We start from the raw sequence: 19,488 nt of genomic DNA, 5'->3' as shown, positions 1-19,488 counted from the left end.
TTCGCGAAGATCATCCGAAAGCGGTCGCGTCATCCGATACTGGCCTCCACTCCAGCCAGCATCTTGAATCACAGAACCGACTGATCGGGAATCCCCTTCGATTCCGTCAAATCAGGAACCGCTCTAGAGCGGGCGATAGAGAATAAACGAAAAGGCGGGATTTCCCGCCTTTTTCATGCCGTACTGAATTCCATTGGCGCTGTAGAGTGCCGTGCCAGCAGTTCCGGCCGCGTCAGATCACAGTGTCGGTCCAGCGGACGATTTGCCTGGCCGCATCGCCGAACGCGGCATCGAGCGCGCCGACATAGGCCTGGTTGCCATTGCCCGAAACGGGCGCGATGGCGCTAAACGTCTTCGAAGCGCGCACTTCACCGTTGCGGTCGTTCAACAGGCGCACGAACAGCTCGACCTCGGCATGTTCGCCGCCATCGACACGCACCTCGAACGAGCGGATCTCGACGATCACCTGATAGTCGATCGCCAGCCCCTCGCCCGGCTTGCCGACGCCGGTGAAGCTGCCCGAGCGCTGGAACGTCTCGGCCAGCCGCGCCTGTACGATCATCGGCAGCCGGTCGGCCCATTGCGCGCCCTTGAGATACTGGATTGATCGCGGTGATGGCTTGATGACGATGTTCTGGCTATCCAGCGCCTTGAGCGCCGAAGGCTGGGCGATGAGTATCTGGCGACGGCTGTGGGCACGCGCTTCCAGCGACGGCGCCGAAAGCTCGAACGTATCCAGCGGCGCCGGTCTGCCGCCCGGCAAGGCCGCGCAGCTTGCAAGCGAAAGCGCCAGCAACATCGCCCCGACCTTAGACCCACCCGATGTGATGCTGCCTGAACTGATCGACTTCAAACGCGATCCCCCCCGGATCGTGGAAACAATGCGCATCTGCCAGCTATGTTCTTGCGGTGGTCGGGGATCGAAGTCAACGGCGCACCCTGCCGTCGAACTGCCGGACCTCGCCTTCGCCGCCGGACAAGATCCTTTGTGGGTTGCGGCTGAGATCGGTTACCGCCTCTTCGATGCGATTGATCGAACGGCGGCTGTCCTGGACCAGCGCTTCGACGTTTTGCAGCCCTTGTCCCGAGAACCGCGCCAGATTGTCGGTAATGGTACCGAGACGGGCGTTCAGCGTGTCGGCGACCTGCTTGAACGATTTCAGCGTCGCTCTGGCGTCGGCCATGACGCCGTCGGCCTGGCCGGAGCCGAGCAGTTTGTCGACCTTGGCAAGGATACCGTCGACTCGCACCGAGGCATCGTTGAGGCGTCCTGCGAGTTGGTGCGCGTCTTTGATGGTTTCGTCGATGTCGTCGGCTCGGTTGGCGAACTTGTTGGTCACCTTGGCGATGTCGGCGGCAGCCTCGTTGGCGTTTTCGCTGGCCTTCTGGATATTGGCCAGCGCGGTGCGCACCTCAGCCGGATCGATGCCGTCGAGAACGCCGTCGACCTTGGCCAGCGTGCCTTGCGTCTTCTGGGCGAAGTCGTTGATCGAGCCGACCGCCGTGTCGACGTTCTTGATGACCGTGTCGAACTGCTTGCTGGTTTCCTTGAGATTGGCGGTGACCGTGTCGACATTGGCGACGATGCTCTTGATCTGGTCCTTGTCGACGGCGTTGAGTAGCCCTTCCGCCGCCTTCAGCGTGCCGTCGAGCTTGCCCGAAACACCCTTCAGTTCGTCCGCCAGCGAGCTGACGCTGGCCAGGAACTTGTCGACGCCGTCCGCATTCCTGGCCAGTGCATCGGAGAAGGTCTGGACATTGTTGACGGTCTGCGTCAGCGGCCCGCGAACATCCTTGGTGAAGCCTTCGAGCTCCGAAAGGACCTTGTCGGCCCGGGTGAAGATGTTCTGCGCCGTCTGCAACAGGTTGGTGACCGCCGACGGGTTGGCAACGATCTCGGCGACGCGGCCTTCCTTTTCCGCCTCGTCGAGGAGTTTTGGCTCCTTGGGGTCGGCGCCCTTGAGCTCGATGTTGGCCTGGCCGGTGAGGCCGGCAAGCCCGATATCGGCCTGCGTCGACTTGGTGATAGGCGTATTCCGGTCTATTTCGGTGTCGGCGATAGCAGCAGTCGGATTGTCGACGTCGATATAGACACGGCGCACGTCGCCGACTTTGACGCCATTGAACAGCACGAAACTGCCACGGCCGAGCCCCGAAGCGGAGCCTGGAATGCGCACGCGCAGCACCGCCGTCTCGCCCCTTTCGCCGATAGCCGCCGTCCAATAGACGAAAGCGAAAGCCGCGAGGATCGCGGCCAGCGTGAAAATGCCGACAATGACGTAGTTGGCCCTGGTTTCCATTGCTCACTTATGGCTATGCGCGCGCCGCAAGATCAAGTTGCCGGGCGCGTTTTCCGCGGAAATAGGATTTTACCCAGGGTTCCTCGCTCCTGAGCATGTCGTCGATCGTGCCCTCGACCAGCACTTTCTTGTTGCCAAGCACCGCCACGCGGTCGCACGCGGTAAACAGCGTGTCGAGATCATGCGTGACCATATACACGGTCAAATCCATCGTATCGCGCAGCTTGACGACCAATTCGTCGAATTCAGCCGCACTAATTGGATCGAGGCCTGACGTCGGCTCGTCGAGGAAAACGATGTCCGGATCGAGCGCCAGGGCGCGCGCCAAGGCGGCGCGCTTGATCATGCCGCCGGAGAGCTCGGAGGGGAATTTCTGCGCCGCCTCCGGCGGCAGTCCGACCAACTCGACCTTGAGCATGGCAAGTTCGTCCATCAGCTTCTTCGGCAAATCGAGATATTCACGCATCGGCACCTGGACGTTTTCGAGGACCGTCAGCGCCGAAAAAAGGGCGCCATGCTGGAACAGCACGCCAAGCCGCATGTCGATGCGAAGGCGCTCCCTTTCGGTTGCCTTCTCGACGTCGACGCCGAAAAGTTTGATTGTTCCCGATTGCTTGCGCGTCAAGCCAAGGATGGTGCGCAAGAGAACAGATTTGCCCGCACCGGAGGCACCAACAAAGCCGAGAATCTCCCCGCGCCAGATATCGAGCGACAATTTGTCGAGAACGACCTGGTCGGCGAACGATACGGTGATGTCGTGTGCCGACAGCACGATCTCGTCTTCTTTGACCTTCGTCGCCACCTTGGTCGTGTTTGTGCCCGGCAGCGCCATCTTAGAACTCGATCGCTGCATAGAACATGGCGAAAAGCCCGTCGAGGATAATGACCACGAAGATCGATTTCACCACTGAGGCGGTCACATGCTGGCCGAGCGATTCGGCGCTGCCGCCAACCTTCATGCCCTCGACCGAGGCGATTATGCCGATGATCATGGCCATGAACGGCGCCTTGATCAGGCCCGCAAAGATGGTGCTGAGGTCGATTGCGACACGCAGCCGGTCGATGAACGCTGCCGGTGCAATGTCAGAGTAGAGCCACGCAGCCAAAATGCCGCCGCCCAGTGCTGCAAAGTTGGCGATGATCGTCAGGCAAGGCAGCGCGACGACCAGCGCGACCAGCCGCGGAAACACCAGCACGCCGATTGGATTAAGACCGATCACCTTCAGCGCATCGACCTCCTCGCGCATCTTCATCGAGCCGATCTCGGCGGTAATCGCGCTACCGGAGCGGCCGGCGATCATGATCGCCGTCATCAAAACGCCGAGCTCGCGCAGGATCAGCACGCCGACCAGGTCGACGACGAAGATGTCGGCGCCGAAATAACTGAGCTGATAGGCGCCTTGCTGGGCAACGATCGCACCGACGATGGCCGACATCAGCACCACCACCGGTATGGCGCCGACGCCCATGCGATCGATCTGGTTGAAGATCGCCGCCATATTGACGGCGTGGCCACGGCCAAGCTTCATCTGAGAGCCGCGTATCGTGGCGCCGAGGATGTTCATTGCGGCCAGGAAATCGTCGCGCATCTCATAGACGCGACGGCCTACCGCCTCGAGCCCCCGAATGATGAAGTTGGGCGGCTTTGTCGGACCGGATCCGGGCTCGCGTCGAACCGCATCGCCGACGGCGCCAAGCAGGATCGAGGCAATCTCGCTTTGCCCCTGCATCTTGATCTCGACGCCCTTCTTTTCGAAGCTGCTGACCAGGCGGTCGATCAGCCAGGCGCCGGCAGTGTCCATCTTCTCGATCTGCGACAGATCGAGCGCCAGCGTCTTGAAGCCGCTGCGCTTCTCGATCTTGCGCATCTCGGCATCGACCAGGGCGACGGTGCGTGTCGTCCAGCTTCCCGAGAAAGCGCAGCCGAGAACGCCGCCCTCCTCGCCGATCGCGATGCGCGGCTGGTGGTCGGGCTCCTTGGCAGGGCCGCTTGCGTCGCGTTTGCGGATGGTCAACATGGCGTCCTGTTTAGCCTGACGGGGCCGAGCTGTCGATTTGCCGACATCCTCCTTGTGCACAGCCGGAGCAGAAAAATATGGCGCGTGTCATTTCGGTCGAGGCCGAGCGCTTTCCGATAGCCGGGACCTTCACCATTTCGCGCGGCTCGAAGACCGAAGCGGAGGTGATTTCCTGCGCCATCACCGAAAACGGCCGTACAGGACGCGGCGAATGCGTTCCTTACAAGCGCTATGGCGAGACTATGGAGGGTGTGCGTGGCGCGATAGAGGCGATGCGCAGTGAGATCGCGCACGGCATCAGCCGCATCGCCCTGCTCGGTGCCATGCCTGCCGGCGCGGCACGCAACGCCATCGACTGCGCGCTCTGGGACCTGGAAGCGAAGATCAGCGGAACACCGGTGGCGCATACGATACGAACCGTTCCGTTACGACCGCTTGAGACGGCGTACACATTGTCGCTCGCCGAGCCGGAAGCGATGGCGGCGCAGGCCCGCGCCAACGCCCAGCGCCCGCTGCTCAAGGTCAAGATCGGCGGCGACAACGACATCGCCCGCATCCGCGCAGTGACGGCGGCGGCACCCGACAGCCGAATCATTCTTGATGCCAACGAAGGCTGGACGAACGACAACATCGTAGAAAACCTCGCCTTTGCCGCTGCGCAAGGTATCGCCTTGATCGAACAGCCGCTGCCGGCGGGACATGACGGTATTCTTCGCCACATCGCGCATCCGGTGCCGATCTGCGCCGACGAAAGCGTGCACGAGGCGAAGGATATTGGAGCGCTTGTCGGCCTCTACGACGCCATCAACATCAAGCTCGACAAATCCGGCGGCCTGACCGCAGCACTCGTGCTTCGCGACCGCGCCCGCGAACTGGGTCTTGGCGTTATGGTCGGCTGCATGGTCGGCACATCGCTTGCGATGGCGCCGGCCGTTCTGTTGGCGCAGGATGCCGATTTCGTCGATCTCGACGGTCCGTTGCTGCTAGCCCGCGACCGCATTCCCGGTCTCGTCTATCAAGGGTCGCTGGTGTCACCGCCCGAGCCGGCGCTGTGGGGCTGAACGCGCCGCAAGTCCGATCAGCGCCAGGCCCGTCAGGGCGATCGGGATCATGGCAAAGAAGCCGTTCGCGCCGAAGCGGTCGTAAAGAGGACCGGAAATGAGCGTCGCCACCGCCATGAAGAAGCCGTTGGAAAAATAGGCGATGCCTTGCGCCGCCCCGGTGCGTTCTTCCACGACCGTCTCACCGATCATCTTTTGCAGGCCGATCAGCACCAGCGCCACCGAAACCGCGTGCAGCGTCTGGATCGCGAAAAACCCGCCAACGCCAAGTCCAAGCGGCCAGATCAAAGGGAAGGCGATCCAGCGCACGATAGCGCCTGTCCCGGCAATCAGCATGATCGACACGACCGAGAAGGAGGCGAAAGCCCGGGTGAAGACGACGAACATGCATATCTCGGCGACGACGCCCCACCCCCACAGCAGCCCAACAACCGAATCGCTGATGCCGATCGACTTCCAGTAGATCGACACGAAGCCGTAGAGAAACGCGTGGCTGGCGGTGATGACGCCGACCCCGGTCGAAAAATAAAGAAAATACGTGTTGAGGAGTTTTGACGCCGATTGCTGAATGTCGGCAGCCGAAAGCGGCGAGGCGCGGCGCGGGCGGCCGAGGCGCGGCGCAATCAGCCCGGCGGCTAGCGCAGCGCATAACGACACGAAGATGATCACCGGGACAGCCTGAGCACCGCTCGCCGACAAGATGAAACCGCCGGCGAGATTAGCACAGAGATAGGAGATCGAGCCCCATTTGCGCATGCCGGCGTAGTTCGAGCCGAAGCGGCGAACGCCTGAAAGGGCGAGCGAATCGGCAATCGGCGAATGCGGCGTCCAAACGACCGTCAGCGCCAGGGATACGGCAAGTACCATTGCGTAGGTCGGCGGCAGGAGGTAGCCGGCGGACAGGATCGGCGATGCGGCGACCAGCGCAACATAGACATTGGCGCGGTCGCTCGCTTTGTCTGCCAGCGCGGTAAGAAAAGGCGTCGTTGCCACACGCAGGAACATCGGCGCGGCGAGGATCACGGCTATCTGCTCGGCGTGGAACCCCTTGGCCTGCAGCCACAGGGGAAAATACGGCACATGCGTTCCGAGCGGCACGAAGAGCGTGAAGAAGATCAAGCTCATGCGCAGTTCGAAATGGCGTGGCTTGACGAGCTGTTCGGGCGAAAGCGGCGGCAGCGAGGACATTGACAGGCGATCCGTCGGCACGGCATTCAGCCGGGTCGGCCCACCACACCTGCCGCTGCATAACACGGCGAAAAAGTCGATGAAACCGCTGGACTAACCGATTGAAGCGAGGGCGGCCGGGTTTTGGTCAAGCCGCCTGGACTGCCCTGCCCTTGATGTCGATCGGCACGAGCACCTCGCCGCCGACCGGAGTCTCCGGCAGGACATGCGCCCAGTGCAGGATCTCCATCCGGCCGTCAAAATGCTCGACCACCGCCGTGCAGCTCTCCACCCAGTCGCCGGTGTTGATGTACTGCACATCCTCGTAGCTTTCGATCGCGGCATGGTGGATATGCCCGCAGATCACGCCGTCGACGTGCGAGCGGCGCGCCTCCTCGGTCAGCACGGTCTGGAACGAGCCGATGAAATTCACCGCCTTCTTGACCTTGACCTTGGCCCAGGACGAGAACGACCAGTAAGGCAGGCCGAGCACCTGGCGCAGGCGCGTGATGATGCGGTTGACCAGCATCGCCGCGTCATAGGCGTAGTCGCCGAGATAGGCGAGCCAGCGCGCATTGTGGACGACGGTGTCGAACTGGTCGCCATGAATGACAAGAAGGCGTTTGCCATCGGCGGTCTCGTGGATGGCGCGGTCGGCGACGACAATGCCGCCGAAATGCACGCCCTGGAACTGGCGCGCGAACTCGTCGTGATTGCCGGCGATATAGGTGATGCTGGCGCCCTTGCGCGCCTTGCGCAGCAATTTCTGGACGACGTCATTGTGGCTCTGCGGCCAATGCCAGCTTCGTCTCAAGCGCCAGCCGTCGACGATGTCGCCGACGAGATAGATGATATCGGCATCGTGATGGCGCAGGAAATCGATCAGGAACTCGGCCTTCGCCGCTTTCGATCCGAGATGGAAGTCGGAGATGAACATGCTGCGGAAAGTGCGGGGCTCTGCGCCGGACATCATTTGTCACCGTTGCTTTCGCGTGAGGCTATGCCCCGATTCATGCAACAACCGTATGACGGTTGCGATTGGTCCAGCCATCCGGATAGGTTGCCGCGGCAATCAGAGGAGAAAATCACCATGGATCTCGGCATTCGCGGCAAGAAGGCCATCGTCTGCGCTTCGAGCAAAGGCTTGGGACGCGGCTGCGCCATGGCACTGGCGGAGGCAGGCTGCGATCTGGTCGTCAATGGCCGCAGCGCCGACGTGCTGGCCAAAACCGCCGCTGAACTGCGGGAGAAATTCGGCGTCAAGGTGACCGAGATCGTCGGCGACATATCCAAACCCGATGTCCAGCAGGCGCTGCTTGCCGCCTGCCCCGATCCCGACATCCTCGTCAACAACAATGGCGGTCCGCCGTTTCGCAATTTCCGCGCGCTCGACCGCGAAAAGATCCTCGAGGGCGTCACCCAGAACATGGTAACCCCTGTCGAACTGGTTCAGGCCGTGATCGACGGCATGGCGGCGCGCGGCTTCGGCCGCATCGTCAACATCACCTCGCTGTCCGTCTATGTGCCTATCCCCGGCCTCGACCTGTCGTCCGGCGCCCGCGCCGGCCTCACCTCGTTCCTCGCCGGCGTCGCGCGGACGGTGATCGACCGCAATGTGACGATCAACAACATGCTGCCGGGAAAACTCGACACCGACCGGCTGCGCGGCCCGCATGAACCCGGCAGTGTCGAGGATCCGGCGGCAGCTGCCGCGCGCAAGGCGCAAGCAGCAGCCAATGTTCCGGCCAAACGGCTCGGCACGCCGGAGGAATTCGGCCAGATCTGCGCCTTCCTGTGCTCGGTCCATGCCGGCTACCTGACCGGGCAGAACGTACCGGTCGACGGCGGCCTCTACGTCAGCGCGTTCTAGTGGTAGAATCCAAACGCTTGGTTACCCTCTGGACGGCGGGAGAACGACCCTTTGCGGTTGTTGGGTGCGAGCGCCGCATGATGCGATCTGACCTTCCTGACATTCGCAGAAGGGAGAATTCCTTTGCCAATGCATGCAAGCTAGCGAGCGAATCCGATACTCGCGATCCCAATTCCGCCCACCAGGATCAGGCTCAGGGCCCACACAGTGTCGAGATTGAACCAGCTTTGTGAGATGAACTTGGGTCCGAGCCATCGATAGACGGCAATGGCGATAACACCGCCGCTTACAATCATCGCGGCCGTATGGACCACGGAGACGGTGGTGGCGGTTATCAGATTACCGGCCATGAGCGTGGTAGCCGCCTGGTGTCCAACATCGAGATCGCCTGCCTGGCACAAGCCGAGATAAATCGGCACCAGCATCAGCCCGGCGCCATGCGCGGTGGCGGCCGCGAAAGACCACAAGGCCAATTGCGCCGGCGGGATACGGGCAAGAACACGCGGGTGGCGCCGGTTGATCAGGAGATAGATCCCGGCTGCGATCACAATCAACCCCGCCGCGATGCGAATCTGTCGTTCCCAGACGATGAGCGTCAGCATCGCGCCGAAGGGCAGCAGGATACCGATCATCGCCACAAAGTGGCCTATTGCCAAAAGGCCGAGCGCCCGAAACAATTCGCCGGCACGTCTGTCCAAAAGGCCGGCCGAAACGGCCAACGGCCAGCCCATGCCAGGATTGATGCCGTGATAAATGCCGCTGGCGACAACGGCCAGCCAGAGACCGGCCGTCGTCCACTCGCTCATCGCTTCATTGACCCGGGCAGTCGGTTACACCGACGGATAGCAGAACGAATCCGTCGAGCAATCGCCACCTTCCAGACGAATCTGGTGCGAGCGATACCCCTCGGGGAACTCGACATAAAAGTCCTTGTCTAGGGTGATTCCACCGTTCTCGCCGACATTGGCCTTGACCATGGCTGCCGGAATACCATCGCGATAGAACTGGTCGTCCCAAGTCGAATACAGGGAGTTGGTCCAGTAAACGCGTTTGCCGTCGCGGCTGATCTCGACCATTTGCGGTCCGCCCCTGTAGTCGCCGCCGCCGGGATGCTTGGTCTTGCGCGTGATGCCGCCAATATGGACGGACCCTGCAAGCTTAGGCTTCATCGGATCGGTCACATCGTATTGGCGCATCTCGCCGGTGCCCCAGCAGGATACGTAGAGGAATCGGTCATCGAGCGACAGGTCGATGTCGGTTACTAGCGGCGGCACCGCCTCGAAGCCCTGAAGCAACGGCGGCAGGTCATCCTTGGCGGCTGCCTCGGGCGGGATGGTCGCCGTCTTTTCGCAATGGAATTTGCCGCCCTCGCGCCACCAGGTCCAGATCGATCCCTCGAGGTTTGTCGTGTCGACGACCACTCCAAGAAAACCGTATTCCTTGACCGGGTCGTGGGCGGGGCGGACTTCCAGCGCCATCTGGTGGTTGGCGCCCAGATCGATGGTCTGCACGTTCCTGCGTTCGCGCAAATTCCAGAAATGCACCCGGTGTCCATATTTGTTCGACAGGAGATCTTCAGGCACGATGCCCTGCTCGAACTGGGGCGGAAGGGCCCACTCGCTCGACACCATGTAGTCGCGTGGCAGGTTCCACCAGAAATCATACTGCTTGTCCTGCGGCCCGCGATCGATCTCGTAGCGCCCGATGACGTCGAACGTCTGGCAATCCATGACAAAGATGCCGGGAGGTCCGTCGGTGCCGTCAGGGCCACCGCCCCCAAGCGTCGAGACATAAATACCTTCCGGACCGCAGTGAATCGTATGAGGCCTGGAATAGCCCGTCTTGGCAAACACTTCTTCTGGCTCGATGACCTTGTGGATCTTGGCCTTGGTCGGTCCGCCCTTGGTGTCGATGACGTAAATGCGCGAAGATCGAATACCGGGAATGATCAGAAAGCGGCGCTCGAGAAACGGGTGACCACTCAGCGGCGAAAGGGCCGAAGAGCACGCGTTCCAGCCGAAATGGTGAAACTCGTCGCCCTTGTTCGGCATTATCACGCTATGGACGACCTTGCCGTAGTCCTTCGACTTCGGGTTTACGTCAACTATAGCTAGTCCATCTGGCTGAGAGAAGTCGGGACTCAACATCAAAGTGTAGGCAAAATTTTCGACTGGCGCCTGCATTGCGAGCTTGGCAGTCGCGTGGAAAGTCGGGTCTGGCCGTACAGTCATTGTCGTCCTCCCTTGGCAGGTTAAGCAGTCCGACCGACAATCAGGGGCACGATCTGTGATGCGTTTGGATGTCCGCCGAAAACGTCGGGGCGCTTTGTTGTTCGCACGCTATTTCGTGCGACTTTTCGAAGAATCTCACGGATTTTGGAGAACTGCAATGTCGACTTATTTCGCCGCAAGGCCTCTGTGAGCGACGAGCGCCACCAGACATTCGAACTGGGCGGCGTACCTCGCCGCAGCACCCCGCCTATCGCCCCAACATCTCAATGGCAGACCGCACAGGAGGGCGGGGGTGCAAGCCGCAAGCTCGCGCTTGCGACATATCACCTCTCGAAAAGCCTCGGCTGCATGCTAAGAGACTCAAAACACCAAACGGACTGAACTGAGGAGGCGGCCGTCATGACAGGCGAAAGCAAGAAGGCGGCCCGATCCGACCTCGACGAAGCGGCGCTCTATTTCCATAAGCACCCCCGTCCCGGAAAGCTTGAAATCCAGGCGACGAAGCCGCTGGGCAATCAGCGCGACCTGGCGCTTGCCTATTCGCCGGGCGTCGCCGCCCCCTGCCTTGAAATCCGCGACGACCCGGCAACCGCCGCCGACTATACAGCCCGCGCCAATCTGGTCGGAGTTGTCACCAACGGTTCGGCGGTGCTGGGCCTCGGGAATATCGGTCCGCTCGCCTCCAAGCCGGTGATGGAAGGCAAGGCGGTGCTGTTCAAGAAGTTCGCCGGCATCGATGTCTTCGACATCGAGATCGACGCACCGGGCATCGAGCGCATGGTCGAAACGATCTCGGCGCTGGAACCAACCTTCGGCGGCATCAACCTGGAAGACATCAAGGCGCCCGAATGCTTCGAAGTCGAGGAGCAGTTGAAAGCCCGCATGGGCATACCAGTCTTCCATGACGACCAGCACGGCACCGCCATCATCGTCGCCGCCGCCGTGCTCAACGGGCTGGAATTCGCCGGCAAGTCCATCTCGGACATCAAGATCGTCACGTCGGGCGCTGGTGCTGCGGCGCTTGCCTGCCTCAACCTGCTGGTCTCGCTCGGCGCGCGGGTCGAAAACATCTGGGTCACGGACCGGTTCGGCGTTGCCCATAAGGGCCGCGTCGAGGAGATGGACCGCTGGAAAGACCCTTATGTGAAGGACACCGAGGCGCGTACGCTGGCCGACGTTCTGCCCGGCGCCGACGTGTTTCTCGGCCTGTCTGCTGCCGGCGTGCTGAAGCCGGAATTGCTCCACCACATGGCGCCAAAGCCGCTGATCCTGGCGCTGGCCAATCCCAATCCCGAAATCATGCCGGAAGCAGCACGGGCGGCGCGGCCCGACGCGATGATCTGCACCGGCCGCTCCGATTTCCCCAATCAAGTCAATAACGTACTCTGTTTTCCTTACATCTTCCGTGGCGCGCTGGATTGCGGCGCAAGCGCCATCAACGAAGAGATGAAGATGGCTGCTGTGCGAGCGATTGCAGCGCTCGCCCGCGAAGAGCCGTCCGACGTTGCCGCGCGTGCCTATTCCGGCGAGACGCCGATCTTTGGTCCGGAGTTCCTGATCCCCTCGCCTTTCGATCCGCGGCTGATCCTGCGCATTGCCCCTGCTGTCGCCAAGGCAGCTTGCGAAACCGGCGTCGCGACCCGGCCGATCACCGATTTCGCCGCTTATATCGACAAGCTGAACCGCTTCGTCTTCCGCTCCGGCCTGGTCATGAAGCCGGTGTTCTCGATGGCCAAGACGTCGAGCGCCAAACGCGTCATCTATGCCGACGGCGAGGACGAGCGCGTGCTTCGCGCCGCCCAGGTCGTGCTCGAGGAAGGCATTGCCGAACCGATCCTGATCGGCCGCCCGCATGTCATCGAGGTGCGGCTGAAGCGCTACGGGCTGCGCATCAAGCCGGGCGTCGATTTCGGCTTGATCAACCCGGAAGACGATCCGCGTTACCGCCACTATGTCGACCTTTTGATCGAGCTTGCCGGCCGGCGTGGGGTGACGACGGAAGCCGCGCGCACCATGGTGCGCACCGACAATACGGTGATCGCGGCCCTTGCCCTGAAGCGCGGCGACGCCGACGCCATGGTCTGCGGGCTCGAAGGCCGTTTCGAGCGCCATTTGCGCAACGTGACGCTTATCATCGGGCCGCGCCCCGGCATTCGGGATCGCGACCTGTCGACGCTGTCCATGCTGATCTCGCAGCGCGGGATCATTTTCCTCACCGACACCCATGTCTCCGTCGATCCGACCGCCGAAGAAATTGCGGAAATGACCGTTTTGGCGGCCGAGGAAATTCAGCGTTTCGGCATTGAGCCCAAGGCAGCGCTGCTGTCGCATTCTGATTTCGGCTCCCGCGATTCGCCAAGCGCCATGAAGATGCGGCAGGCGGCGGCGATCCTGGCGCGCATCGCGCCCGACCTGCAATGCGACGGCGAGATGCATGCCGACTCGGCACTATCGGAGCAGCTGCGCCAACGCGTCTATCCGCATTCGCGGCTGAAGGGCGAAGCCAATCTGCTGGTGTTTCCCAATCTCGATTCGGCGAACATCACGCTGACCGCGCTGCGCACGATGATGGACGCGCTGCATGTCGGCCCGATCCTGCTCGGCACCGACAGCCCGGCGCACATATTGACACCGTCGGTCACCTCGCGCGGCGTCGTCAACATGACGGCACTGGCAGTGGTCGAAGCCGCGCATAAGGCGCAAGCCATCGTCGATCTGGGCTAGCGATGGGCCTTCTCAGACTGGCTTGAACCGGAAATGCCCTGTCTGCCTGAAGGCAAACAAAGTGTCCTCTTCTCTAGCGCCGCCGCCGATGTTGTGAATAACCAGCCTTCTTGTCGGCACCACAGTGGAGTGATTGGACGACACGATGGCAATATGCGACAGATTGCCGGGCAGCATCTGAGCGACGAGATCCCCAGGCCGATAATCGGCGGGGTCTTGGGTGACGGGCAAGACAGCACCGCGCCGCTCGAAATAGACCGCAAGATTGGGCACACGGCGGTGGTCGATGTTGCGGTCGGGCGCCTTCAAGCCCCAAGCCTTCGGATAGGCGGCAAAATTGGCCCGCATATCCTCATGCACCAATTCTTGCAGGTCGAGATCGAAGGCGCGGCGATAGGCACGGATCACGACATCCGTGCACACACCCCGCTCTGGCTCAACGTCCCCGCCCGGATAGGCCAGGCGTGTATAGGTCGGATCGTAGAGCGTGGTGACGCCGATCTGCTCACGAGCGGCTTCGACCAATCTGGTGCCCCAATCCGGCGTGACAAGCTTTTCCTGCGCCATGGCGACCGGCATCGCCAGGCATAAAAGACCAAATTGCACCGCGGCTCGACGGGTAATCGAGGTCATCCCAAGCCTCCGGGCATTACTGAATCCAGGCATTCTTCTCGGCGAATACGCCTTTTTCGTGCAACGCCAGGATGTCGCGGTTCTGGCTCTGTCCGAAAAGGCCGTGGGGGGGTCGGCATGACAGCCCTCGTCGTGATCGAAGCCGCGCACAGGCGCAAGCCATCGCCGATTTGAGCCGAAGCCGGAATCGGCGGTATGCTAAACGAACGGTTAACCGCGAGCGCGGTAGTTCTGAATGACAGGCAGGTGGAGGTCCGGAGGGATGACGGGCGCACATTGCAAGCTGACGCGGGCAGCCGCGCTGCTCGGCGTCCTGCTACTGTGCGGCATTGCCGTCACTCAGTCGCAGGCCGCTTCGCGCCTCTGCCGCCAGCTTGAAACCGATCTTGCCGCCGCTTCTCGTCGTGGCGGCGGCAAGCCGGGCCTGCTCAGGAAATACGACGACGCGATCGTCCGGCAGCGCCAGCAGATTTCAAAAGCCGTCAGCCAGTCCAGCAGCGCCGGCTGCGGCTTTTCGCTGTCTCGCCGCAACGCCAACGCATGCGTGGCACTCGACGCCACCATCGATCGCATGGCTGCCAATCTCGACGCCTTGCAGGCCAAGCGCAGTGAGCTTGCCGACGGTGGTTCGCGACGCGATCGCGCGCGCATATTGGCCTCGCTTGACGCCAATGGCTGCCACGATGATGCGGCGTCGACGCCCACACCTGTCCGCGAAGCCAGCCGTGAAAACGGCAACCGAAGCCTGCTCGACCAGCTTTTGGGCAGTGAACCTGGCGCGCCCGACCCGCCCGAAGAGCTCGACCAGGCTGAAGAGCTAAGTCAGCCGCGCAACATCCGCAGCATCCTCAACAACGCCGACGAGTTGGGCCAGCCGCGAGGCGAATTCCGCACCATGTGCGTGCGGACCTGCGACGGCTATTTCTTCCCGATGTCGAATGCTGCCTCGCTGGGCGATTTCGAGCGCGACCAGAAGAATTGCGAATCGAGCTGCCCCGGCACCGAGATGCAGGTTTTCTACACGCGCGGCATGAACGACGATTCGGCGTCGATGACGTCTTCAGTGACCGGCAGGCCTTATATCGAACTGTCGACGGCCTACCTCTACAAGCAATCCGACACGCCCCGGCCGCCGACCTGCGGCTGCAATGCCGTGCAGAATTTCCAGATTATCGCCGGCAACCCGCCAACCCCGGGACAATCCGAGGCGAGCGTGGAGACCACCCCGTTCATTCCGCTGCCGGTTGCCAAGCCTGATCCGGGCGCCGACCCGGAGACCTTGGCCAATTCGCAAGGCGGCCTCGACCGTGAGGCGATCAGACGGCTTGCCGCCAAACCTGTGCCCTCGCCGACATCGCTGCCGCCGCCGGAGCAGCGCAAGGTCAGGGTCGTCGGGCCAACGTTCCTTCCCGACCCAGCAGCGGCAACAGATCTGCAAGCTCCGGACCGGAAGACTGTCCCGTAAGCGCCAGCCTGAGCGGCATGAACAGGGCCTTGCCCTTGCGGCCGCTCGCCGCGCGGATCTTGCCCGTCCAGTCCTTCCAGACAGTGCCGTTCCAAGGCTCTTCCGGCAGCAGCTCGAATGCCTGGCGAAGAAAGTCGCGGTCCTCGTCGGAAAACTCCGCCGGCTCCTCTGGACCGTCTCGAAGCGTACGCCACCAGATCGCCGCATCGGCCAGCCTGTCGAGATTGCCGCGCACCGCCAGCCAGAAAGGCTCGGCCTGTTCGCCGGAGATGCCGAGCACGATCAGCCGGTCGCGCGCCTCTGAAAACGGCATGTGGTGCAGCAGCGTGCGGTTGAGCACGAAGAGCTCGTCCGGGTCGAATTTGGCGGCGGATTTCGATGTTGCAGCCGGATCGAAGCGCTCGGCTAGCTCGGCCATCGTTGGCACCGCTACGACGTTTTCCGAGGTACCGACAAGCACCGCCAGCGAAGCCACCGCCATCGGCTCGATGCCGCTCTCACGCAGGCTCTGGATGGACAGCGCGCCGGTGCGCTTCGAAAGTCCCTCGCCTGATGCCGTTGTCAGGAGATTGTGGTGGCCGAACGCCGGCGGCTCCGCGCCAAGTGCTTGGAACAGGGCTATCTGGACGCCGGTATTGGTGACGTGGTCGTCGCCGCGAATGACATGGCTGACGCCCATGTCGATGTCGTCGACAACCGAAGGTAATGTATAGAGGTAGGTGCCGTCCTCACGCCGCAGAACCGGGTCTGAAAGCGAGGCGAGGTCGACGGTTTCTTCGCCGCGCACCAGGTCGTTCCAGTGGATTTCGGTGCGCTCCGGCTGCAGCGGATCACTGGTGAAGTTGGGCAGCAGAAAGCGCCAGTGCGGCCGCCGCCCATCGGCCTCATATTCCGCCACCTGCTCAGCTGTCAGCGTCAACGCCTCACGGCCATAGACTGGCGGCAGGCCACGCGTACGGCGCACCTTGCGCCTCAGGTCGAGCTCTTCGGGCGTCTCATAGCAAGCATAGACGAGGCGCGCCTCCTTCAGCTTCTCCAGTGCGGCATCGTAGATTTCCACGCGCCGCGACTGGTACTCCGTGGCGTCGGGGAAGATGCCCAGCCAATGCAGGTCATACAGGATAGCGTCGGAAAACTCCTGCGTCGAACGGGCAACGTCGGTGTCGTCGAAGCGCTGGATGAAGCGGCCTTTGTTCTTGATGGCGAACAGCCAATTGAACAAAGCGGTGCGCGCATTGCCGATATGGATGCGGCCGGTCGGTGACGGGGCGAAACGGACGGTAACTGTCATGAGCGGGGCGTACCGGATGGTTTTGCTGTTGACAAGACGCGCCCCCGCGCTCGGCGGCAGACATAGAACATGACAAAGGCGAAGAAAAGACTGCAGCGCCGCACGTCTATCAAGACGTGCGGCGCCGTAACCGTCAGATCACCAGGCCTTTGGTCAGTTCAAGCGCCTGGCGTTCGAACAGCCGGCGGTAGATGCCGCCTTGCAGCCGGATCAGCTGGTCATGCGAGCCCTCTTCGACGATGCGGCCGCGATCGAACACCAAAAGCCTGTCCAGCGCCCGCACCGTCGACAGCCGGTGGGCAATTACCAGCGTCGTGCGGCCGACCATCAAGCGCTCCATCGCCTGCTGGATCAGCACCTCCGATTCCGAATCGAGGCTCGACGTTGCCTCATCCAGGATGAGAATGCGCGAATCGGCAAGGAAGGCGCGTGCGATTGCAACACGCTGACGCTCGCCGCCCGACAGCTTTACGCCGCGCTCGCCGACCAGCGTGCCATAGCCTTTCGGCAAATTGGCGATGAAGTCATGCGCGCTGGCCAACCGCGCCGCCTGCTCGATCTCGGCCTGCGTGGCGGCCGGCCGGGCATAGGCGATGTTTTCGGCCAGCGACCGGTGAAACAGGATCGGCTCCTGCTGGACGATTGCGATCTGTGCGCGCAGCGACGCCTGCGCCACCTTGGCAATATCCTGGCCGTCGATCAGGATATTGCCCGCAGTCACGTCGTAGAGGCGCTGGATCAGCTTGACGAATGTCGTCTTGCCGGAGCCCGAATGGCCAACCAACCCAACCCGTTCGCCCGGCGCGATATCCACCGAAAAGTCGCGATAGAGCGGCAGGCGGTGGCTGCCATAATGGAACGTTACATTGTCGAAGGTGATACGGCCATCGGTGATCCGGATCGGTTTGGCTCCGGGCCGATCCTCGATGCCGAGTGGTTCGGACTGGAAGTCGACCAGTTCCTCCATGTCGTTGATCGAGCGCTGCAGATTGCGGATATGCGTGCCGATGTCGCGCAGATAGCCTTGCAGCACGAAGAATGAGGTCAGCACGAAGGCGACATCGCCGGCGCTCGCCTGCCCCCACGACCACAAAAGCAGGGAGAAGCCGATGACCGCTGCCCTCAAAAGCAGCAGCATCGTCCCTTGCGTGGTGCCGTTGACGGTGCCGCGCATCCAGGTGCGGCGCGTGCGACCGCGCCATTTGGCGACGACCTCGGCAAGCCGCGTCTCCTCGCGTTCCTCGGCGCCAAAACCCTTGACCACGGCGTTGCAGCTCACCGCATCGGCCAGCGAGCCGCCAAGCCGTGTATCCCACGCATTTGCAAGCCTTGCCGCGGGCGCGACATAGCCAAGCGACAGCATCGTCGTCACCGCGATGAACAGAACCGAACCGATGGCGACGATCGCGCCCATCAGCGGCCAGAACCAGCCAAGCAGCAGCGTCGAGCCGACGAGCATGACGACCGACGGCAGCAGCGCGATCAGGATCGTGTCGTTGAGCAGGTCGAGCGCCCACATGCCGCGCGTTATCTTGCGCACCGTCGATCCGGCGAAGCTGTTGGCGTGCCAGTCGGTGGAGAAGCGCTGTACGCGGTGGAAGGCGTCGGCGGCGATATCCGCCATCATCTTCAACGTCAGCTCGACAATGGCCATGAAGGCGAGATTGCGCAGCACGACACCGGTGAGCGCCAGGGCAACCAGCATCGAAAAGGCCGCCATCGCCGCGTTCCACGCAACATCGTCGGCCGCAGCACTGCTGGCGACGGCATCCACCAGCCGGCCGGAATAGAGCGGCGTCAGCACGTCGGCCAAGGTCGACAGCAGGAACGTGCCCATAATGCCGGCAAGCCGCCACGGCTGACGCCGCCAATGGCTGAGCGTGAAGCCAAGAACGCTGCGAAAGGCGCCCGCGCGCAAATCTATTCGAAAACGAGCCATGATGTCATTCGGGCGCAAACGAGCCCGATCCCGGAAAAGGTCGAAAATTGAAAAAACCGCGTCGGGCGAATTAACACCCAAGGAATTGGCGGCTCGCCCGAATACGGGCGGCGACCGGCATCGACGAACGCCTGTTCTCAGCTCGGCTTCGCCGCAAAGGTAAGAACCTTCTGGCTTGCCGATTGAGACCTAGGCTTCGCGGCCTCGCATAACGATGTCAAATCCTGGCATTTCGGTCCTCCCCAAGGGGATCGCGGAAAGGCGTTTATAGAGACGCCTCAACGCCGCGCCAAGTCAGTAGATAACCCAAAGCGCATCTGGTCCAAGCAGTGAGACGATTTTGCAACAATCGCGGGTTGTGCGCTGCCTCTGTTCAGGTTGCCGTGATACGGTCGAGGCGCATATAGCGGCCGTCGGTGGAAGGTCTGAAGCCGAGCTTCTCGTAAACCGCATGGGCGTCGTTGGTCGACAGGCTCCAATGCGTGACAGTCTTGCAATCCGGATGATCGATAAGCGCCTGGACAAGCCGGGTTCCGATGCCTTGCCCGCGATACCCGGGCCAGACAATGATGTCGGCGAGATAGGCAAATACCGTACGGTCGGTGATCGCCCGACCAAAGCCGACCTGATTGCCGCCGACATAGGCGCCGACGCACAGTGAGTTGGCAAAGGCGCGGCGGTGCAGTTCATCGCTGCGGCCGCTGCCCCAATAGCTCTCCTTCAAAATGTCGGACGTCGCCCGGAAGTCGATCTGCGACAGGTCAAAGCTGATCTCAAAGTTGGCCATGG

General features: G+C 62.1%; 16 protein-coding genes. 4 read left to right on the top strand and 12 right to left on the bottom strand.

Annotated features, from left to right (window positions below):
• Nucleotides 1-232: 232 nt before the first annotated feature.
• The 4 genes from NMG46_RS25535 to NMG46_RS25520 form a co-directional block, all read right to left on the bottom strand.
• On the bottom strand, nucleotides 233-799 hold the full coding sequence (locus NMG46_RS25535; protein WP_254820181.1) for an ABC-type transport auxiliary lipoprotein family protein: 567 nt from the start codon (nucleotides 797-799) through the stop codon (nucleotides 233-235).
• A gap of 127 nt (nucleotides 800-926) precedes the next feature.
• On the bottom strand, nucleotides 927-2,300 hold the full coding sequence (locus NMG46_RS25530) for an MlaD family protein (RefSeq protein ID WP_254820180.1): 1,374 nt from the start codon (nucleotides 2,298-2,300) through the stop codon (nucleotides 927-929).
• A 13-nt stretch (nucleotides 2,301-2,313) separates the two neighbouring features.
• Nucleotides 2,314-3,132 carry an ABC transporter ATP-binding protein gene (locus NMG46_RS25525; RefSeq protein WP_254820179.1) on the bottom strand — a complete coding sequence of 273 codons (819 nt, stop codon included), beginning with the start codon at nucleotides 3,130-3,132 and terminating at the stop codon, nucleotides 2,314-2,316.
• A 1-nt stretch (nucleotide 3,133) separates the two neighbouring features.
• Nucleotides 3,134-4,318 (bottom strand): ABC transporter permease, encoded by a 1,185-nt coding sequence (locus tag NMG46_RS25520; RefSeq protein WP_254820178.1) that lies wholly within the window; start codon nucleotides 4,316-4,318, stop codon nucleotides 3,134-3,136.
• Nucleotides 4,319-4,395: 77 nt separating this feature from the next.
• Between NMG46_RS25520 and dgcA the strand changes: the two genes are divergently transcribed.
• A complete protein-coding gene (gene dgcA, locus NMG46_RS25515; protein WP_254820177.1) occupies nucleotides 4,396-5,379 on the top strand; it encodes an N-acetyl-D-Glu racemase DgcA in 984 nt (327 codons plus the stop codon).
• On the opposite strand, the gene NMG46_RS25510 is transcribed toward dgcA, so the two are convergent.
• Together NMG46_RS25510 and NMG46_RS25505 are read right to left on the bottom strand one after the other, a co-directional pair.
• Nucleotides 5,350-6,567: an MFS transporter gene (locus tag NMG46_RS25510; protein ID WP_254820176.1), complete on the bottom strand. Its 1,218-nt coding sequence runs from the start codon at nucleotides 6,565-6,567 to the stop codon at nucleotides 5,350-5,352. The genes dgcA and NMG46_RS25510 overlap by 30 nt on opposite strands.
• A 127-nt stretch (nucleotides 6,568-6,694) precedes the next feature.
• Nucleotides 6,695-7,516: a UDP-2,3-diacylglucosamine diphosphatase gene (locus NMG46_RS25505; protein WP_254820175.1), complete on the bottom strand. Its 822-nt coding sequence runs from the start codon at nucleotides 7,514-7,516 to the stop codon at nucleotides 6,695-6,697.
• Between the two features lie 120 nt (nucleotides 7,517-7,636).
• Here NMG46_RS25505 and NMG46_RS25500 point away from each other — a divergent pair, with 120 nt between their 5' ends.
• The gene (locus NMG46_RS25500) at nucleotides 7,637-8,416 is read left to right on the top strand and encodes an SDR family oxidoreductase (protein WP_254820174.1); all 780 of its coding nucleotides are present in this window, start codon (nucleotides 7,637-7,639) and stop codon (nucleotides 8,414-8,416) included.
• Between the two features lie 140 nt (nucleotides 8,417-8,556).
• Here the strand turns inward: NMG46_RS25500 and NMG46_RS25495 are convergent, their stop codons facing one another.
• On the bottom strand, nucleotides 8,557-9,222 hold the full coding sequence (locus NMG46_RS25495; RefSeq protein WP_254820173.1) for a hypothetical protein: 666 nt from the start codon (nucleotides 9,220-9,222) through the stop codon (nucleotides 8,557-8,559).
• A gap of 24 nt (nucleotides 9,223-9,246) precedes the next feature.
• On the bottom strand, nucleotides 9,247-10,647 hold the full coding sequence (locus tag NMG46_RS25490) for a selenium-binding family protein (protein WP_254820172.1): 1,401 nt from the start codon (nucleotides 10,645-10,647) through the stop codon (nucleotides 9,247-9,249).
• A 399-nt stretch (nucleotides 10,648-11,046) separates the two neighbouring features.
• Here NMG46_RS25490 and NMG46_RS25485 point away from each other — a divergent pair, with 399 nt between their 5' ends.
• Entirely contained in the window at nucleotides 11,047-13,371 is a 2,325-nt protein-coding gene (locus tag NMG46_RS25485) for an NADP-dependent malic enzyme (protein WP_254820171.1), read from the top strand.
• A gap of 12 nt (nucleotides 13,372-13,383) precedes the next feature.
• Here the strand turns inward: NMG46_RS25485 and NMG46_RS25480 are convergent, their stop codons facing one another.
• Nucleotides 13,384-14,004, bottom strand: coding sequence for a DUF1287 domain-containing protein (locus NMG46_RS25480; protein ID WP_254820170.1), 621 nt, complete (start codon nucleotides 14,002-14,004; stop codon nucleotides 13,384-13,386).
• Between the two features lie 262 nt (nucleotides 14,005-14,266).
• On the opposite strand from NMG46_RS25480, the gene NMG46_RS25475 reads away from it, so the two are divergent.
• Nucleotides 14,267-15,469: a DUF2865 domain-containing protein gene (locus NMG46_RS25475; protein WP_254820169.1), complete on the top strand. Its 1,203-nt coding sequence runs from the start codon at nucleotides 14,267-14,269 to the stop codon at nucleotides 15,467-15,469.
• On the opposite strand, the gene gltX is transcribed toward NMG46_RS25475, so the two are convergent.
• From gltX to NMG46_RS25460, 3 genes are all read right to left on the bottom strand, one after another.
• Nucleotides 15,387-16,760: a glutamate--tRNA ligase gene (gene gltX / locus NMG46_RS25470; protein ID WP_254820168.1), complete on the bottom strand. Its 1,374-nt coding sequence runs from the start codon at nucleotides 16,758-16,760 to the stop codon at nucleotides 15,387-15,389. The two genes, NMG46_RS25475 and gltX, sit on opposite strands and share 83 nt — an antisense overlap.
• Nucleotides 16,761-16,893: 133 nt before the next feature.
• Entirely contained in the window at nucleotides 16,894-18,699 is a 1,806-nt protein-coding gene (locus NMG46_RS25465) for an ABC transporter ATP-binding protein (RefSeq protein WP_254820167.1), read from the bottom strand.
• Nucleotides 18,700-19,072: 373 nt separating this feature from the next.
• Nucleotides 19,073-19,486 carry a GNAT family N-acetyltransferase gene (locus tag NMG46_RS25460; RefSeq protein ID WP_254820166.1) on the bottom strand — a complete coding sequence of 138 codons (414 nt, stop codon included), beginning with the start codon at nucleotides 19,484-19,486 and terminating at the stop codon, nucleotides 19,073-19,075.
• Nucleotides 19,487-19,488 lie beyond the last annotated feature (2 nt).

This window comes from Mesorhizobium sp. LMG 17147, assembly GCF_024297145.1.
GTDB lineage: Bacteria > Pseudomonadota > Alphaproteobacteria > Rhizobiales > Rhizobiaceae > Mesorhizobium.
Note: the sequence above shows the minus strand (reverse complement) of the source record. Positions and strands in the feature narration are given on the sequence as shown.

Bases quoted from the DNA above. Each gene is read 5' to 3' on its own strand.
- NMG46_RS25530 (WP_254820180.1), bottom strand. From the start codon at position 2,300: ATGGAAACCAGGGCCAACTACGTCATTGTCGGCATTTTCACGCTGGCC.
- NMG46_RS25460 (WP_254820166.1), bottom strand. From the start codon at position 19,486: ATGGCCAACTTTGAGATCAGCTTTGACCTGTCGCAGATCGACTTCCGG.
- NMG46_RS25520 (WP_254820178.1), bottom strand. From the start codon at position 4,318: ATGTTGACCATCCGCAAACGCGACGCAAGCGGCCCTGCCAAGGAGCCC.
- NMG46_RS25505 (WP_254820175.1), bottom strand. From the start codon at position 7,516: ATGTCCGGCGCAGAGCCCCGCACTTTCCGCAGCATGTTCATCTCCGAC.
- NMG46_RS25485 (WP_254820171.1), top strand. From the start codon at position 11,047: ATGACAGGCGAAAGCAAGAAGGCGGCCCGATCCGACCTCGACGAAGCG.
- NMG46_RS25490 (WP_254820172.1), bottom strand. From the start codon at position 10,647: ATGACTGTACGGCCAGACCCGACTTTCCACGCGACTGCCAAGCTCGCA.
- NMG46_RS25535 (WP_254820181.1), bottom strand. From the start codon at position 799: ATGTTGCTGGCGCTTTCGCTTGCAAGCTGCGCGGCCTTGCCGGGCGGC.
- NMG46_RS25525 (WP_254820179.1), bottom strand. From the start codon at position 3,132: ATGGCGCTGCCGGGCACAAACACGACCAAGGTGGCGACGAAGGTCAAA.
- NMG46_RS25475 (WP_254820169.1), top strand. From the start codon at position 14,267: ATGACGGGCGCACATTGCAAGCTGACGCGGGCAGCCGCGCTGCTCGGC.
- NMG46_RS25465 (WP_254820167.1), bottom strand. From the start codon at position 18,699: ATGGCTCGTTTTCGAATAGATTTGCGCGCGGGCGCCTTTCGCAGCGTT.
- NMG46_RS25500 (WP_254820174.1), top strand. From the start codon at position 7,637: ATGGATCTCGGCATTCGCGGCAAGAAGGCCATCGTCTGCGCTTCGAGC.
- dgcA (WP_254820177.1), top strand. From the start codon at position 4,396: ATGGCGCGTGTCATTTCGGTCGAGGCCGAGCGCTTTCCGATAGCCGGG.
- gltX (WP_254820168.1), bottom strand. From the start codon at position 16,760: ATGACAGTTACCGTCCGTTTCGCCCCGTCACCGACCGGCCGCATCCAT.
- NMG46_RS25480 (WP_254820170.1), bottom strand. From the start codon at position 14,004: ATGACCTCGATTACCCGTCGAGCCGCGGTGCAATTTGGTCTTTTATGC.
- NMG46_RS25495 (WP_254820173.1), bottom strand. From the start codon at position 9,222: ATGAGCGAGTGGACGACGGCCGGTCTCTGGCTGGCCGTTGTCGCCAGC.
- NMG46_RS25510 (WP_254820176.1), bottom strand. From the start codon at position 6,567: ATGTCCTCGCTGCCGCCGCTTTCGCCCGAACAGCTCGTCAAGCCACGC.